Raw genomic sequence first — 15427 nt, forward strand, 5'->3', positions numbered from 1 at the left:
GCCGGCAAGCCGGCTCCCACAGGTACAGCGACAACCTTGAGTTCAACGCTGCACCCGTGGGAGCTGGCTTGCCGGCGATGGGTTGCAACGCAACCCCGGCGGCTCAAGATGTAGCGCCGGCAGGCCGGCCACAGCGCAGTTCCAGCACCTGAGCCAGGCGCTCTACCGCCTGTTGCAGCTCCCCCGGGTGATCACCCAGCCACGCCATCGCCAGATACTGCTGGTAGCGACCCTGCAGGCTGAACTGCTCGCCCGGCAGGGCATGCAGTGCTGAACCAGCAAGCGCTGCTGCAATACCCTCCCACGGCAGCGGCTGGCGAAAGCGCACCCACAGTGTCCGGCCACCCTCCGGCGTTTCCAACACCACCCGCTGGCCGAACTGCAGCTGCAACTCACGCGCCAGGCATTGCATGCGCTTTTGCAGGTCGGTGCGCAGCCGCACCAGTTGCGCCTCGATTTCGCCTTTGCCCAGCATGTGCGCCAGCGCTTGCAGGCGTAGCGGTGCAAGCCGAAATGCACGCTCAGCGAAAGCCCGGGCCAGCACGGCATCATGGCCCAGAAGGTAGGCATAGGGCGCCTCGCTCCCCACTGCGGCATCGAACGCCCCCATCACCAACAGCCAACGCGGGTCGACCCAATCGCGCAGGCGCGTATTCGGCGGCCCGCTGTAACAGTGCTCGCTGTCCAGGTCGTTCTCCAGCAACCATACAGGGTGCTGGCCAAGCAGCTGGCCAAGCTGCTGCTGATAGTGCAGTGAAACCAGCCGCCCCTGCGGCATGCCAAGGCACGACGGCATGACCAGCATGCACACCGGCTCGTTGGCCAGCAGCCGGGCCAGGGAGCGCAGGTCCGGATTGCCGCGGGTATCCAGTGGTACCTCCAGCACTCGCATGTCGGCACGGGCCAACGCACGCAGTACCTGCCAGCAACAGGGCGAGTGCACTACCACGGTCCCGCCTTGCAGGGCCAGCGCCGCCAGCAAAGTCTCCAGCAACGCCTGCACATCTGGCGCCAGCTGGACATCCTCGGCACGCCAGTACTGGTTGGAGGAACGGGTATAGCGTTCAGCGACGGCATTGCGCAGGCGGATGCTGCCGGGTGCGTCCCACGGGGCGACACTGTGCGTACGCTGACGTGCCAGGCGCCGCTCGTGGGTGAACAGGGTGCGCTCAAGCATCGGCTGTGCCGGCAGGGGTGCCTGCCGGGGCATGGCCGCAGCATCCCCCTTGGCAGCGCCCTGTACGTAATAGCCCGACCTGGGCAGGCACTGCACGCGCCCCTCTTCTTCCAGCAGGCTGTAGGCACTCTGCACGGTGGCCAATGACACCCGCAACCGCCGGGCCAACACGCGCAACGACGGCAATCGGCACGGGCCACTGCGTGGTGCCTGGTCGATCAGGGCTTCCAGGTAGCGATAGACCTTGCGATAGGCGAACTCGCCGGAGCCCGATTGCTCCATCAAGGCGGCCCCGCATGACCACGCCGCCGCCCCGCTGCCCGCCGTGGCAGCAACCTCAGCTGTACATCGCGACGGGCCAGGTGGCTCATGAGGCGCCAGGAGGCCAGCGGCAGGCCTCCGCCATAGATCAACCGGAGTTGCCCCAGCGGCAGGCCGCTGGTATTCACCAGCCAGTTTTTCACCGCTTCAGGGCAGGGTTTACCCTGCAAGGCTCGATGCAGGTACGGCAGCGCCACCAGCATGTCGGCATGCCAGCACTGCAGAAAACGCTCAAGGTTCTTCCCCTGCCGGGCAAACGGGCTGAACAGCAGGCACACCTGTTGGATCTGGTTGATGCCATATGCCTTGCCGAACTGCAGCTGATGCGTGTCGCGCCGCTTGTTGGCGCCCGGCTGGCCAGCCAGCCGCAATGCCGGGCGACTGCCCTGCGGCTCGAGACTGCGTGCATGCAGCTCCCGCAGCTGCACCGGGGCCAACGGCTCGACGAACGCGGCCAATGGCCAGGCGTCCTGGCTCCCCTCGAAGCGACAACCGAGCATGAGGTCCAGCTGCTGCTCTTCGAGCAATGGCGGCAGCAGGTCGTCAATGGCAATCAACCGCACCGACGTACTCTGCGGCACGCCCGCCGAGGTCGGCCCCGCCAAGGCACCCGATGGCAACCCGATGCTGCCGTGCAGGCGGCTCAGCCCCTGTGCCAGCGTCGCCAGGCACTGGTGCACCACATGCGGACCACGCTCCCCTGCCAGGCGCAGGCTGCGCCGTGCCCAGGCCAGGTACCGGCGGCGCTGGCGCGCAGGGATGGCGGTGATAAATACATCCGCAGGTGAATGGGCCTGCAGCGCAAAGCCCACGGCCGCTGCCAGTTCCAGGTGCAGGCGACACCCCAGCAGCGCTTCGGGCCTGGCGTCGACCAGGTGACCGAACATCAGCATGGCGTCCCTCGCCAACAGCCAGTTGTCGGGCGCGGCAGGCGCATGCCGGCTGAACGGCACCACTTCACGCCCCTTGATCATTTGCAGTTGCACCCGCGGGTCATCCTGCAAGAACAGCGCATTGAAGCTGCGCTCATGGCATTCGAGCGTGGCACTGTCAGCCACGGGCAGGCTCACCACCAGCACCCGCAGCTGGAAGGTTACCGGCGCACGCAGGGCAATACTCAGTTGTGCGGCACGCAGCATGGCCAGCAGCCGGGCGCTGCGGCGATCATTGCCTTGCAGCACCAGCAAGCGGCAGGTACCGATGTAGTCGGGCCCGCCTGCAGCAACCAGCAGCCGTTGTATCAGCAATTGCAAGGAAGCACGCTGCGCTTGTGACATATGACTGAGCAAGCGCTCGAGTACTTGCTGGTAGATATAGTGCATTGCCTGGTCGTGAATAGCAGTCACGAGATCACCTCATCAACTTCATGCAGCCAGCGCACGTTGATCAGAGGACCTGAACATCAACATGCCCTGAACTTTTTCAGAAGAAATTTCCTACAACTAATTGGAAGTAATGACGTAACCATCACTGTCGCCATGACATCGAGAAAAACGCATCGTCGCGACGCCCCGCCGCTGCCATAAACCGCCCTGGCTTGGGCATAGCCATGCTCATTCCACGCTCCTTGCGCAAACTATCATTGAGCCATTATCGAGGGATGCAAAGCGAATAGAAGATACAGATCAGGGTAAAAAAACCATTCAGCGGAAGTGAGAAAACACATTGACTGCCAGACGGGAACAGTACAAGACAAAAAACTTGGCGGGATATTTCGGCAAGCCACGGAGCAATCAGTTCAAATATAGTCCGCGTCGTATTTAATTGTAGGAAAGTTCTTTTTTTAACGTAAAACCAGTCTCTATTAGGCACAAAAAACCCGGGACTCTGCCCGGGTTTCCTGATAGATGCAGACCGCTGTCAGTGTTGCGCCATGTCCAGCACCACACGCCCGCCGCACGGGCATTGGTCCATGTAGCGATGCGCCTCGACCACCTGTTCGAACGGGTACACCTTGATGATCTGCGGTGTCAGCAACTGGTCGGCAGTGAACTGGTTGATATCACGCAGGGCGCGCTGCAGCGCCACCTGATCCTGGCTGATGCCCAGCTCAGGCTTGCCGGTGAAGTTGCCGATGCAATGCACATGGAACTGGATGTTCTTCTGGAACGCAGCGCAGGCCGGGAACGGCGTCTGGTTGCCGCCTTGCAGGCCATACAGCACCAGGCTGCCACGTGGAGCCAGGACATCGCCCAGCAGCGACATCTGCGGCCCGCCCATGCCATCGAGGACCATGTCCACGCCACGACCATCGGTGTACTTGCCAACCTGCAGCAACAGGTCCTGCTCTTCAGTGACAATCACCTTGTCGGCGCCCAGGCCCAGCAGGTACTCACGCTGTTCCGGCTCCTTGGTGGCGGCGAACACCTTCAGCCCCAGGGCCTTGCCCAGTTGCACGAAGGCAGGGCCCGCGCAGTGGCTGGCATCGGTAACCAGTGCGGTCTGCCCGGCTTTCGCCCGGGCCAGGTCGACGTAGGCGAAATAGGCGATCAGCAGCGGCGTGTAGTGCACGCTGGCCTCGATCGGGGTGAGCACATCCGGATAACGGGTAATGGCCGTACGCGGCAGCACGATGACATCGCCATACACCGGGTGGTCGTTGGCACTGGTGGCCGGGAAGCTGGCAACCCGGTCGCCCACCGCAATATCCTCGACCCCTTCGCCGACCGCGGTCACCACCCCGGCCATCTCGTGGCCGATCCCCGCCGGCAGGCGTGCCTGGGACGGTGCCAGGTTCTGGCGCCAGAGCACGTCATACCAGCTGACGCCAACCGCCTCGACGCGGATCTGTACCTCGTCGGCAGCAGGTGACGATTCGGCCTGCTCCTCGCAACGGAGCACATCGGCAGCGCCGAACTTGTGGAAACGGATCATGCGGGACATCGCATACCTCGCCTTTGTGAATCTCTAATTACCACGGACTTTATCCGGGCTTTGCCGGTTAGACCATCAGTGGTCATTAATAGTCGACATGCTTGTCATCGATTGGGCACCTGACTTTCCCTGCGATTGGTCCCCCTAAACCCGTGCAGGGTACCAGCCTTTGGCCTTAAGATTCACCTCTGCCCCACTTTAGGCGAAGCGCACCGATGAATCGAAACGACCTGCGTCGCGTAGACCTCAACCTGCTGATCGTGTTCGAAACGCTGATGCACGAGCGCAGCGTGACCCGTGCCGCGGAAAAACTGTTCCTCGGCCAGCCCGCCATCAGCGCGGCCCTGTCGCGCCTGCGCAACCTGTTCGACGACCCGCTGTTCGTACGCACCGGCCGCAGCATGGAGCCCTCGGCCCGGGCCCACGAAATCTTCGCCCTGCTGTCCCCGGCGCTGGACTCGATTTCCACCGCCGTCAGCCGCGCTGCCGAATTCGACCCGGCCACCAGCAATGCGGTGTTCCGCATCGGCCTGTCGGACGACGCCGAATTCGCCCTGCTGCCGCAGTTGCTCAAGCGTATCCGCGCCGAAGCGCCGGGTATCGTGCTGGTGGTGCGCCGGGTCAATTACCTGCTGATGCCGACGCTGCTGGCCTCGGGCGAGATCTCGGTGGGGGTCAGCTACACCAGCGAACTGCCAGCCAACGCCAAGCGCAAGGTGCTGCGCCGCAGCATGCCGAAACTGCTGCGCGCCGACAGCGTGCCCGGCGCCATCACCCTGGACGACTTCTGCGCGCGGCCGCATGCGCTGGTGTCGTTTGCCGGGGACCTGTCGGGGTTCATCGACGAGGCGCTGGACGAGATTGGCCGCAAGCGCCACGTGGTGCTGGCGGTGCCGCAGTTCAACGGGCTGGGGAGCTTGCTCGCGGGCACCGATATTGTCGCTACGGTGCCGGATTACACGGCGGATGCGTTGACCGCGGCGGGTGGGTTGCGGGCCGAGGATCTGCCGCTGGATGTGCGCAGTTTCGAGCTGCACATGGCCTGGCGCGGGGCGCAGGACAATGACCCGGCGGAGCGGTGGTTGCGGTCACGGATACAGATGTTCTTCGGGGATCCCGATAGCCTCTGATCAAGTTCCACTGAATACCACAAAACCTTTAAATACATATAGTTAGCCGTATTTTTATCCATTACCGTCCGTCCGAATCCACTCAATTCCAGCTTGACTGGGGGTATCTTTGGGGAACATCAACCCAAAATAAAAAAAGATACCCCCACACCATGTCCGCCGAAAAACCGCCAGCTTTCCGCCAAAAGCTCAGTGATGCATTCATACGTTCGCTGACCACATCGGGCAAGTACGCCGATGGCGACGTACCGGGTCTGTATCTACAGGTGCGAGCGTCACTCAAACCTGGCAAGTCAGCCTCGCGACATTGGCGACTGAAATACCGTCTTCGCGGCAAGGAAAACGTGTTCGTGATCGGCAGGTATCCGGATGTGGGCTTGAAAGAAGCCCGTGAGCTCGCCCGAGCAGCGCGCAATAGCGTGGCCAATCACATCGACCCACTCAAAGCAAAGAAGGCCAAGATCGAGGCGCAATGGCTCAACGAGGAACGCACATTCGCTTACGTGGCTGAAGAGTGGATGAATTTCAAATCTCCGGATTTAGTCAGTAAGTCCATTGCAGGGTTTCGCGGTGCTCTGCGCAATCACATCTTGCCGGCTATTGGCGAAAAACCTGTCACAGAAATCAGACTTGAACACATCACCTCGATCATCAGTACGCTGCGCCGTGCCCGCACGATGGCCATGGCCAAGCGCGTGCGCACGATCATTCGTGCCGTGCTCGGCTTCGCGGAAGGTCGAGGCTGGGTCGAACGCAACGTGGCGCTGAGCAACACCGAGGAGCTCAAAATCCGCCACGTGGTCACCAGCAATCCCGCGATCGAACGACCAGCCGACTTGGGTCAGTTTCTGTTGCGTCTGGATGAACTCGAAGCGAGCAGCGTGACCACCGCAATGCGCCTGCTGGTGATGCTGCCAGTACGCCCGGGCGAGCTGGTGAAAATGCGCTGGGAGGATGTTGATCTGATCAGTGCCGATTGGCGTTACGTGGTCAGTAAAACTCGGCACCTGGACAAGAGCAAACACATCGTACCGCTGCCAGAGCAGGCACTCGTGCTGCTACGTGAACTGTACAAACGCCGGGTGGTGGATGAGGCAGGCAACGGCTGGGTGTTCGTCTCGCCGATTTATCCTGGCCGCCCCATCGACGCTACCTCTTTGGCCAAGTCCTACCAGCGAATCTGGCCGGAATACGCTATTACTGCCCACGGCTTTCGCGCCACCTACCGCACCATCGCCCACGAGCATTTAGGTATCGATCCGATTGTATTGGAATTGTCGTTATCGCACCGCATGCCAGGCGCACTGGGCGCCGTATATGCGAGGGCTCAACTACTGCCACAGCGTCGAGAGGCAGCGCAACAATGGGCAAACTTTCTGGACCAACTTCGCAAAAACGCCAGCAACGTAAAAGCCTGCGAGATGTAATCTTAATTCCAACTAGAAGCAGCCTATGCATTCATGGTTAGCATCGGCTATTTCAGGGGGAAATCGCTCCCCAGTAGTGCTCTCATTCGCAAAGCCAGCATCACATCTAATAGCCGCCCCAATAAATAATGACTTCGAGACCTCATAACATCAACCATCAAAAACAATACAGCAAAACGCAATTGCAAAACCTGGAAGAACACCTACCGAATGAGCGACATCAAGTTACACTTAAGAATTACAACCATTGGATTCAACTCTAACGCCAACCCTCAACAACACAATCAAATTGCTTAATCGTGTCTATGGCGACGATTTAGTGACCGCTCTGGCTTTTGATGCCCCCCTGAAACGCTGTATGGATGACCGCCCCTTCAGATTCAAGAAAGCATCAGTTAAAACCTCTTAGCAAGAGGTAATCTTAACTCATTGTTTAGCTTACTCTTTCATCGAAAAAAATGTAACTTTCTACCCCTTGCACCCCATGCGCATTTCACGTGGTTTTTCATGGATGTCAATGGCCATTCATGGCAAGCCAAACCCCAGTAAACTCGGGCACTACACCCCCGATTGGCTGCCACCTCGATCCACCAGCATCCACCGACAGCCGAGTCACTCGGTGGGGTAAAAGTGGGGTAAAATTCTATCTAACCGGTTCGAGCTGGGGGCGATAAATGGCCAAGCTGACTGCCAAAAGATTGGAAGCTTTCACGGCTGACGATCACGGTACCGTTCTCCGAGAGGACGGTGGACTGGTCGCAAAAATCCGCGCTGGCGTGCGTGGCGTAACCATCCTTTTTCGCTTCGAGTTCAAGCACGAAGGCGTGAAACGCGATTTGAGCTTAGGCAGCTGGCCAAAAAAATCGCTAGCTCAGATCCGCGCCGAACGCGACGAAGTAAAGGCTATTACCACCAAAGGCATTCTTCCAGCATCTGCTCGCAAGGCTGCCAACATAGAAGCTCAGGCAGCCGTAGCCGCCACCATTGCTCAAGCGGAGCAGAGCATTGCCGAAAATAAGACTGTTTCAGAACTCTTCGAGGATTGGATACGCGACGGTGTGTCTCGCGAGGATGCGAATGCAGAGCTTCGTCGGAGCTTTACTAAAGATGTACTCCCCGTAATCGGAAAGAAGCCACTACGTACTCTTACCGAGAAAGACTTGCTCACGGTCCTGCGCTCGGTGAAAGCCCGCGGCCTGAACCGCACCGTCGTGATTCGCAACAATGATATAGGCCAGATGCTGCGCTGGGCCGAGAAACGCAAGCCATGGCGGTCTTTAATGGTCGACGGCAACCCTGCGGACCTGATAGATGTGAAACAACTACTTGATCACGACTATCAGGAGGAGCGCAACCGCTTGCTCTCTCCGGACGAAATTCGCGAGCTGCGTGATATTTTCGCCCGTTTGGAGCTCGACTACGAAGCTCTGGATGCAGGCCAGAAATACTCTGGCGTCCGCCCGGCCAACAAACGTGTGCAATGTGCCGTCTGGATATGCCTAGGCACGCTCTGCCGCATCGGTGAGCTCCTGAAATCCGAATGGAAGCACCTGGATCTCGAAAAGGGGACCTGGTTCATCCCTGCCAAGACCACCAAGGGCCATAAGGGAAAACGCCAAGATCACCACGTGTTCCTATCAGCTTTCTCGTTGCAACATTTCAGCATCTTGAAGCAAATTACGGGACATACGCCCTTCTGTTTTCCTAGCAAGGACGAAACCAGCCACGTCGATACCAAATCAATTAGCAAGCTTATTGGCGACCGACAGTGCAGCCTAAAAAAACGCAGCAAGCCCCTGTCAGGGCGCCATCACGACGACTCCCTGGTGCTCAGCCAAGGAAATAACGGTGAATGGACTCCGCATGATTTGCGTCGGACGGGAGCGACCATGATGCAGGAGCTCGGCGTTACACTGGAAATCATTGATCGCTGCCAAAATCACTTGCTAGGAGGCTCAAAGGTACGCCGGCATTATCTGCACTATGACTATGCAAAGGAAAAAATTGAGGCATGGAACATACTAGGAGAGCGTCTTGAAAATATCCTTCGAGCCTCAGGCTCTGAATTCTAATCAGAAACTAACCGAAGCAGGAAACGGAACTCGCTTCGGGCCTGCGAGCCACTTAAAGAAAAGGTTATTCACTCACTCCCAAAATGGGAATAATCTAAATTCCGGGCGCATTCGGTGAGGTAAGCAAGGTTGCTCTCAGAGCAGATTGGTACGCGGTGCTGAACCATCCAAAGTAGAGTTTCCGTCTCGCCTCAAGTTAGCACCAATCCTTTCAAGCTCGGAGATTTATGCTGATTATTCATGAAACTTTGCTCTGCCCAGCATGCCGCACCGGTGCCAGCTATCCGGTTAGATGAATTTCCCTCTCGCGCTTGTTATAACGCCCCACTTGAATAGCATTGATATAGGTACCCTTTTACACTTTTCGCAGCCGTGGCCAAGAAACCTGCGGCAGGTTAGTTTCGATTATATTAAACTTGATCTGCGGGTAGAGCTGCGCAAATCCATCTACGTCTTGGGGCAACAACTGGGACAACGCGAAAGTGATCGCTTAGCTGGGCGGCGCCTTGATATAGTCGATGAACGCCTTGAGGGGCGCGGGTACAAGGCGCCGTCCGGGATAATAGAGAAAAGGCCCGCTGAATTCTTGCGACCATGTCGACAGTACGGGTTCGAGCGAACCGTTGACAAGGTGAGGCTTGAGCCACTCCTCAAAAAGATGGACGATTCCAACTCCGGCTATTGCAGCGTCGATGCCGAGATCGACTCCGCCGCCAATGGCCACCAGCAACGGGCCGTCAGGATTGATCTTGAAATGCTTACCGTTGCGCTCGAACTCCCATGACGGAATTGCTCCGCTACGGAATCTACCACGGATGCATGCGTGGCCAAGCAAGTCCCGGGGGTGTTTCGGCCGACCATAACGATCCAGATAAGCAGGCGCCGCGGCAGTTGCCATTCGCTGAATGCGTGGGCCAATTGGCACCGCTATCATGTCCTGCTCTAGTCGTTCTTCGTAGCGTATACCGGCGTCGCAACCCGTTGCGAGTACGTCCACGAAGCTCTCTTCAGTGACCACCTCTACGCGAATATCCGGATACTTGGCGAGAAAGCCCGAAAGGATGGATGGCAATACCAGCCGTGCCGCACTGACCGGCACGTTTAGCCGCAATGTTCCCATCGGATGATCGCGAAATCCGTTGACTACATCGACTGCGGCTTCCACCTCAACTAACGCGGGAGCAAGGCGTTCGAGTAATCGCTGACCGGCTTCAGTCAGAACCACGCTGCGCGTAGTGCGATTCAAAAGCCTAACACCCAAGCGTACTTCAAGTCGACGTACCGCCTCGCTCAATCCGGAGGCGCTTCTGTCACTTATTCGTGCTGCTTCGCGAAACCCTTTTGCACGGGCTACCGCGAGGAAAGAGCTCAGCTCGCCAAGGTCAATCTGCATTGTTCGCGATTCCGTACAGCCTGTACCGAATTTGCCCGATTGTCGCACGAGAGGTCAACGCTTATTTTCCACTCACCTAATAGGAGACTGGCTATGCCCACCAAGAATGACTCTTCAACCTTCCACTTGGGCGATCGAATCGTGAAACGCGTCGGCTACGGCGCCATGCAGCTTGCCGGCCCTGGGGCATTCGGCCCGCCCACAAATCCTGTTGGAGCCGTAGAAGTGCTACGCGAGGCAATTGAGCACGGTGTCAATCACATCGATACCAGCGACTTCTACGGACCGCATGTGACCAACCAGCTAATTCGCAAGGCGTTGCACCCTTATCGCGATGACCTCTTGATTGCCACCAAGATCGGTGCGCGTCGCGGAGCAGACGGATCGTGGCTGACGGCGATGTCATCAAAAGAGTTAGTGGATGCCGTTCACGACAACCTGCGCAATCTAGGCCTTGAGGTGCTCGACGTCGTCAACCTGCGCATCATGCTCGATCCGCATGGCCCGGCTGAAGGCTCTATAGAAGAACCACTCACGGTGTTGGCCGAGCTCCAGCAGCGCGGATTGGTGCGAAACATCGGGCTTAGCAACGTCACTACGTCCCAGTTTTTAGAAGGAAAGCGCATCTGTAAAATCGTCGAAGTGCAAAATCACTACAACCTGGCACATCGGGTTGACGACGAACTGCTCGACGAACTGGCACAGCACGGCATTGCGTACGTTCCCTTCTTCCCTCTCGGCGGGTTCTCACCGCTGCAGTCCTCCACTCTAACCAATCTAGCTATGCAGCTCGGTGCGACTCCGATGCAAGTAGCTCTCGCTTGGCTGCTACACCGGTCGCCGAATATCTTGTTGATTCCTGGAACGTCATCCCTAAAGCACCTGCACGAGAACCTCGCAGCAGCGAATCTGGTTCTGCCGGATAAAGCACTGAATGCACTAAATAGCATCAATGCGTAGTAGTCTTAACCCATAGAGCTGACTCACTCAAGGGGCCTCCTACGCGGATGCCCCCTTTAATGACCCATAGCCGTGGATTCGATACTTAAAGGTTTAATTTGGCCTGAGTTCAAGAAAGTGTCAGTGCGGCAATAGATCTTCGTTGCGCGAGCTCTAGGCCCGTCTCTCTGAACACTCAATTCCGTGTCCGCTTAGTCCGTCCAGACGATTACCATCCAATTCCTGACCTTTAAACTCAGACAACTGCGCATATTCATCACGCGAGTCTGACCATAAGGTATCAATCGATGGCCTACGAAACATTGTTACTTGAGATTCACGGAAACGTCGCTCTCATTACTCTCAACCGCCCGCAAGCGTTGAACGCCTTGTCTCCGCAACTTACACAGGAGCTCAGCAGTCTGCTCGACTCGCTTGAAAAAGACGACAACGTGGCCGCGGCGGTGTTGACCGGCAATGAGCGGGCTTTTGCGGCAGGCGCCGACATCAAAGCGATGCAGCAGATGACGTACATGGAAGCCTATCGTTCGGACTTCATCACCAACAGCTGGGACCGCCTGGCAAGCTTCCGCAAACCGATCATCGCGGCAGTGTCGGGTTACGCGCTGGGCGGCGGTTGCGAGTTCGCGATGATGTGCGACTTCATCATAGCGGCCGATACCGCTAGGTTCGGCCAGCCGGAGATCACCATCGGCACGATACCGGGCAGCGGTGGTACCCAGCGTCTGGCGCGCTTTATCGGTAAGTCCAAAGCCATGGATATGGTCCTGACGGGACGCATGATGGATGCCCAAGAGGCAGAACGATGCGGACTGGTCAGTCGCCTGGTGCCAGCGGCAGACCTGTTATCTGAAGCGATCAAGATCGCTGCACAGATAAGCCAGCAATCTGCGCCCATCAACATGATGGCGAAGGAGTCGGTCAATCGCGCATTCGAGGGTTCACTCGCCGAGGGCTTGCGCTTCGAGCGGCGGCTGTTCCATTCCACCTTTGCCACCGAAGACCAGAAAGAAGGCATGCAGGCATTCGTACAGAAGCGGCCACCTGTATTCAAAGGCTGCTGAGCAAGCGCCCTTCTTGGTAGATCGATATCTGTTGCGAGGAATGTCCATTGAATAATCTTACGGTAGCGGTGATTGGTGCTGGCACCATGGGCAGCGGCATTGCCCAGGTATGTGCGCTGGCGAACATGCAGGTGATGCTGCTAGATGTGACTGAGAGCGCTCTGCAGCGTGCCCAGGACGGCATTGCTTTTAACCTGCAAAGGCAAATCAGCAAAGGCACGCTGCAGCCGGAAAGCATGCATGAGATACGCGCTCGGATAAGCGCCACTACTGATTACAAAGCATTGGTTCACGCTGATCTGGTAATTGAAGCCGCCACTGAACAATTGGCCTTGAAGCAGCAGATTCTCGCCCGAATCGACCAGCACGTGCGCCGCGAGTGCATCATCGCTAGTAATACCTCCTCGCTGTCGATCACCCAGCTGGCAGCTTCGGTTAGTTGCCCCGAGCGCTTCATCGGCATGCACTTTTTCAACCCGGTGCCGGTGATGGCGTTGGTGGAGCTCATTTGTGGACTGCAGACGCGTGCCACGACACATGCAGCTGCGCTGTCTTTTGTCGAGGCCCTGGGCAAATCCGCAATTACCGCAAAAAACAGCCCGGGCTTCGCCGTCAATCGCATCCTCGTGCCGATGATCAATGAAGCGATCTTCGTGCTCCAAGAAGGGATTGCCAGTGCCGAGGATATCGATTCTGGCATGAAGCTTGGCTGCAATCAGCCAATTGGTCCGCTGGCGCTCGCCGATCTTATAGGTCTGGACACGCTGTTGTCTGTAATCGAGTCCTTCCACACCAGCCTCGGCGACCCGAAATACCGACCAGCCCATCTGCTTAAAGAGATGGTGTCGGCAGGTCGCCTCGGCCGGAAAGTGGGTCACGGGTTCTACCTTTATGCGTGAAGGTCGCGCTAATGCCCGTGCCGCTGCCGTTCCCTGCGAAACTTCACGGGCCATGCTGGTCCGTGAGAAGGCGGTGGAGTTGTTTGCCGCCGAAGGCTTTGGCCAAGTCAGCATGCGCGATCTGGCCAGCCATGCCGGGATTCAGGCTGGGTCGATCTATCACCATTTCGAAAGCAAGGAGAGCCTCCTCTTCGAAATCGGCGAGACGGTCTACGACATGCTGTGGCTCAACGCACAGACGCTATTACGCCGCCAACGCAAGGATGATGAAATGCTGCTGGCGCTGGTGCGCGCGCATCTCAGCCTGTATCGAGAAAAATCGTCGTATTTCTGCGTCACCGAGCATGATGCTCGGCATCTTGGCGCACAGCACGGTCAAGTGCTCGACCAGCTACGGGCTCGCTACGAGCACTGCTACATCCAATTGCTGAGCCCCGGAGCACCGTGTGTTGCCGCACTTGCGGTGGCAGTGCACAGCATGGTCAGCATCCTGAACACACTCCCCGCGTTGCTGGACGGCAGCTCCCTGTCTGTTGCAACGGTGGACGATCTTATACTGACCACCGCCCAGAGCCCGGTTCGCTGGGCCCTTAAGCGGATCGTCAGCGTTCAATAGGCAATCACCACCGACTTGCTGCTGGTGTAGCTTTCGATAGCTACCCGGCCATTTTCCCTGCCGAGCCCCGATTGTTTGAAGCCGCCGAACGGTATGTTCGGGTCGGAAGGCAGGTGGGTATTGATCCACACGGTCCCCGCCTCGACCTGGTCCGCAACCCGCAGTGCCAGACTTATATCGCGAGTCCAGACGCTGGCCGCTAGCCCATAGGGGGAGTCGTTGGCCTGACGCAGGACATCATCAATCTCGCTAAATGGCTGGATCACCAAAACAGGCCCGAACACCTCCTCTTGTACCAAAGTAAGCGGCGTGCCGCGTGTATGGGCGAATACTGTCGGCTGCATGAAGTAGCCCGCACCTTGCACTGGGTAGCCACCGGCAAGCAGCTCTGCGCCCTCGCGCTCGCCAGTCTGGACCAGACCCGCGACCCGCTCCCGTTGCCTTGCGCTGATCAGCGGGCCGATCTGGCTTTGTGCATCGAACCCGCTGCCTATGCGCAGCGCTCTGGCCGCCTGAGCCACACCAGCAGCGACCTGATCGTAGATATTCTTGTGCACATACAACCGTGAGCCAGCGGTGCAGACCTGCCCTTGGTCGTAGAAAATGGCGCTTGCGGCGCCGGCGATTGCCGCCTCAGGGTCAGCATCGGCCAGCACGATCACCGGGCTCTTGCCACCTAGCTCAAGTGCCACGGGCTTGATATCAAAGCCGCATTGCTGGCCGATCTGCCGGCCAACCGCGGTGGAACCGGTAAACGTCACCTTGTTTACCCTGGGGTGGCGCACCAGCGCAGCGCCCGTGGTGCCATCCCCGGTGACGACGTTGAAAACGCCAGCTGGAAGCCCTGCTTCCAGCGCGATTTGCGCCAGCATCAGCGCCGTCAGTGGCGTTTCCTCCGAGGGTTTCAGGACCAAGGTGCAGCCTGCTGCGAGCGAGGGTGCAATCTTCCATATGGCCATCAGCAGCGGGTAATTCCACGGCACGATAGCCGCCACTACGCCCACTGGCTGACGCTTGACGATGGCCTGAAAGCGGGTGTTTGGCGCTGCGGCGGAGAGGGACAGCGACTGACCTTCTATCTTGGTGGTCCAGCCTGCCATGTAACGCACCCACTGCGCCGCAGCGGGCACGTCGAATCCACGCGAGTTGCCTAGCAACTTGCCATTGTTTAGCGTCTCCAGGCCAGCCAGCTCATCTGCATGGGTTTCGATCAGCGCCGCAAAACGCAACAGGATCAGCTCGCGCGCAGCTGGGGTCATCTCAGACCAAGCCGGGTTGCGCAGTGCCGCTTCAGCCGCGCGCACGGCAAGGTCAACATCCGTCTCGCCAGCATGCGCCACCTGAGTGATATCCAAACCGGTGGCGGGATCGCGCACGGTCATGCGGCGGCCATCGCTGGCCGACCGCCATTGGCCATTAATAAACAGCTCGCGCTGTAGCGCTGCGGCTGAATCTAGTGCATGGGTGTAGTTATCGTTGTGCATACTTGACTCC

The 15427-nt window shown here is 58.4% G+C and carries 12 protein-coding genes; 7 read left to right on the forward strand and 5 right to left on the reverse strand.

What is annotated here, in order from left to right; translation table 11 throughout:
- Positions 1-103: 103 nt before the first annotated feature.
- The 3 genes from CAG44_RS07305 to CAG44_RS07315 all read right to left on the reverse strand — a co-directional run bounded on the left by CAG44_RS07305 (position 104) and on the right by CAG44_RS07315 (position 4381).
- Entirely contained in the window at positions 104-1459 is a 1356-nt protein-coding gene (locus tag CAG44_RS07305) for an aminotransferase class I/II-fold pyridoxal phosphate-dependent enzyme (protein ID WP_085691866.1), read from the reverse strand.
- Entirely contained in the window at positions 1459-2844 is a 1386-nt protein-coding gene (locus CAG44_RS07310; protein ID WP_085691867.1) for a hypothetical protein, read from the reverse strand. Before CAG44_RS07310 ends, CAG44_RS07305 begins: the two co-directional genes overlap by 1 nt.
- Before the next feature lie 514 nt (positions 2845-3358).
- Positions 3359-4381: a zinc-dependent alcohol dehydrogenase family protein gene (locus CAG44_RS07315; RefSeq protein WP_025339441.1), complete on the reverse strand. Its 1023-nt coding sequence runs from the start codon at positions 4379-4381 to the stop codon at positions 3359-3361.
- A gap of 206 nt (positions 4382-4587) precedes the next feature.
- On the opposite strand from CAG44_RS07315, the gene CAG44_RS07320 reads away from it, so the two are divergent.
- The 3 genes from CAG44_RS07320 to CAG44_RS07330 all read left to right on the forward strand — a co-directional run bounded on the left by CAG44_RS07320 (position 4588) and on the right by CAG44_RS07330 (position 9001).
- Positions 4588-5502, forward strand: a complete 915-nt coding sequence (locus CAG44_RS07320) for a LysR family transcriptional regulator (protein ID WP_038409468.1) — start codon at positions 4588-4590, stop codon at positions 5500-5502.
- Between the two features lie 152 nt (positions 5503-5654).
- Positions 5655-6929 (forward strand): integrase arm-type DNA-binding domain-containing protein, encoded by a 1275-nt coding sequence (locus tag CAG44_RS07325; RefSeq protein WP_085663709.1) that lies wholly within the window; start codon positions 5655-5657, stop codon positions 6927-6929.
- A 674-nt stretch (positions 6930-7603) separates the two neighbouring features.
- Positions 7604-9001, forward strand: a complete 1398-nt coding sequence (locus CAG44_RS07330; protein ID WP_085663710.1) for a site-specific integrase — start codon at positions 7604-7606, stop codon at positions 8999-9001.
- 490 nt (positions 9002-9491) lie between these two features.
- Here the strand turns inward: CAG44_RS07330 and CAG44_RS07335 are convergent, their stop codons facing one another.
- Positions 9492-10394 carry a LysR family transcriptional regulator gene (locus CAG44_RS07335; protein WP_085663711.1) on the reverse strand — a complete coding sequence of 301 codons (903 nt, stop codon included), beginning with the start codon at positions 10392-10394 and terminating at the stop codon, positions 9492-9494.
- Between the two features lie 93 nt (positions 10395-10487).
- Here CAG44_RS07335 and CAG44_RS07340 point away from each other — a divergent pair, with 93 nt between their 5' ends.
- From CAG44_RS07340 to CAG44_RS07355, 4 genes are all read left to right on the forward strand, one after another.
- Complete coding sequence (locus CAG44_RS07340) at positions 10488-11354, forward strand: aldo/keto reductase family oxidoreductase (RefSeq protein WP_085663712.1); 867 nt, start codon at positions 10488-10490, stop codon at positions 11352-11354.
- 287 nt (positions 11355-11641) lie between these two features.
- The gene (locus CAG44_RS07345; protein WP_085663713.1) at positions 11642-12418 is read left to right on the forward strand and encodes an enoyl-CoA hydratase; all 777 of its coding nucleotides are present in this window, start codon (positions 11642-11644) and stop codon (positions 12416-12418) included.
- 47 nt (positions 12419-12465) lie between these two features.
- Positions 12466-13317, forward strand: coding sequence for a 3-hydroxybutyryl-CoA dehydrogenase (locus CAG44_RS07350; RefSeq protein ID WP_085663714.1), 852 nt, complete (start codon positions 12466-12468; stop codon positions 13315-13317).
- On the forward strand, positions 13310-13933 hold the full coding sequence (locus CAG44_RS07355; RefSeq protein ID WP_085663715.1) for a TetR/AcrR family transcriptional regulator: 624 nt from the start codon (positions 13310-13312) through the stop codon (positions 13931-13933). The genes CAG44_RS07350 and CAG44_RS07355 overlap by 8 nt, the downstream gene beginning before the upstream one ends.
- On the opposite strand, the gene CAG44_RS07360 is transcribed toward CAG44_RS07355, so the two are convergent.
- The gene (locus CAG44_RS07360; RefSeq protein ID WP_085663716.1) at positions 13927-15417 is read right to left on the reverse strand and encodes an aldehyde dehydrogenase; all 1491 of its coding nucleotides are present in this window, start codon (positions 15415-15417) and stop codon (positions 13927-13929) included. The two genes, CAG44_RS07355 and CAG44_RS07360, sit on opposite strands and share 7 nt — an antisense overlap.
- Positions 15418-15427 lie beyond the last annotated feature (10 nt).

The sequence above is a fragment of the Pseudomonas sp. B13(2017) genome (assembly GCF_002113245.1).
Classification (GTDB): Bacteria; Pseudomonadota; Gammaproteobacteria; order Pseudomonadales; family Pseudomonadaceae; genus Aquipseudomonas; species Aquipseudomonas putida_Z.

What these genes read in the sequence shown, in the direction of transcription:
- CAG44_RS07345 (WP_085663713.1), top strand. Translation starts at nt 11,642, where the DNA reads ATGGCCTACGAAACATTGTTACTTGAGATTCACGGAAACGTCGCTCTC.
- CAG44_RS07335 (WP_085663711.1), bottom strand. Translation starts at nt 10,394, where the DNA reads ATGCAGATTGACCTTGGCGAGCTGAGCTCTTTCCTCGCGGTAGCCCGT.
- CAG44_RS07330 (WP_085663710.1), top strand. Translation starts at nt 7,604, where the DNA reads ATGGCCAAGCTGACTGCCAAAAGATTGGAAGCTTTCACGGCTGACGAT.
- CAG44_RS07305 (WP_085691866.1), bottom strand. Translation starts at nt 1,459, where the DNA reads ATGGAGCAATCGGGCTCCGGCGAGTTCGCCTATCGCAAGGTCTATCGC.
- CAG44_RS07320 (WP_038409468.1), top strand. Translation starts at nt 4,588, where the DNA reads ATGAATCGAAACGACCTGCGTCGCGTAGACCTCAACCTGCTGATCGTG.
- CAG44_RS07315 (WP_025339441.1), bottom strand. Translation starts at nt 4,381, where the DNA reads ATGTCCCGCATGATCCGTTTCCACAAGTTCGGCGCTGCCGATGTGCTC.
- CAG44_RS07355 (WP_085663715.1), top strand. Translation starts at nt 13,310, where the DNA reads ATGCGTGAAGGTCGCGCTAATGCCCGTGCCGCTGCCGTTCCCTGCGAA.
- CAG44_RS07340 (WP_085663712.1), top strand. Translation starts at nt 10,488, where the DNA reads ATGCCCACCAAGAATGACTCTTCAACCTTCCACTTGGGCGATCGAATC.
- CAG44_RS07360 (WP_085663716.1), bottom strand. Translation starts at nt 15,417, where the DNA reads ATGCACAACGATAACTACACCCATGCACTAGATTCAGCCGCAGCGCTA.
- CAG44_RS07325 (WP_085663709.1), top strand. Translation starts at nt 5,655, where the DNA reads ATGTCCGCCGAAAAACCGCCAGCTTTCCGCCAAAAGCTCAGTGATGCA.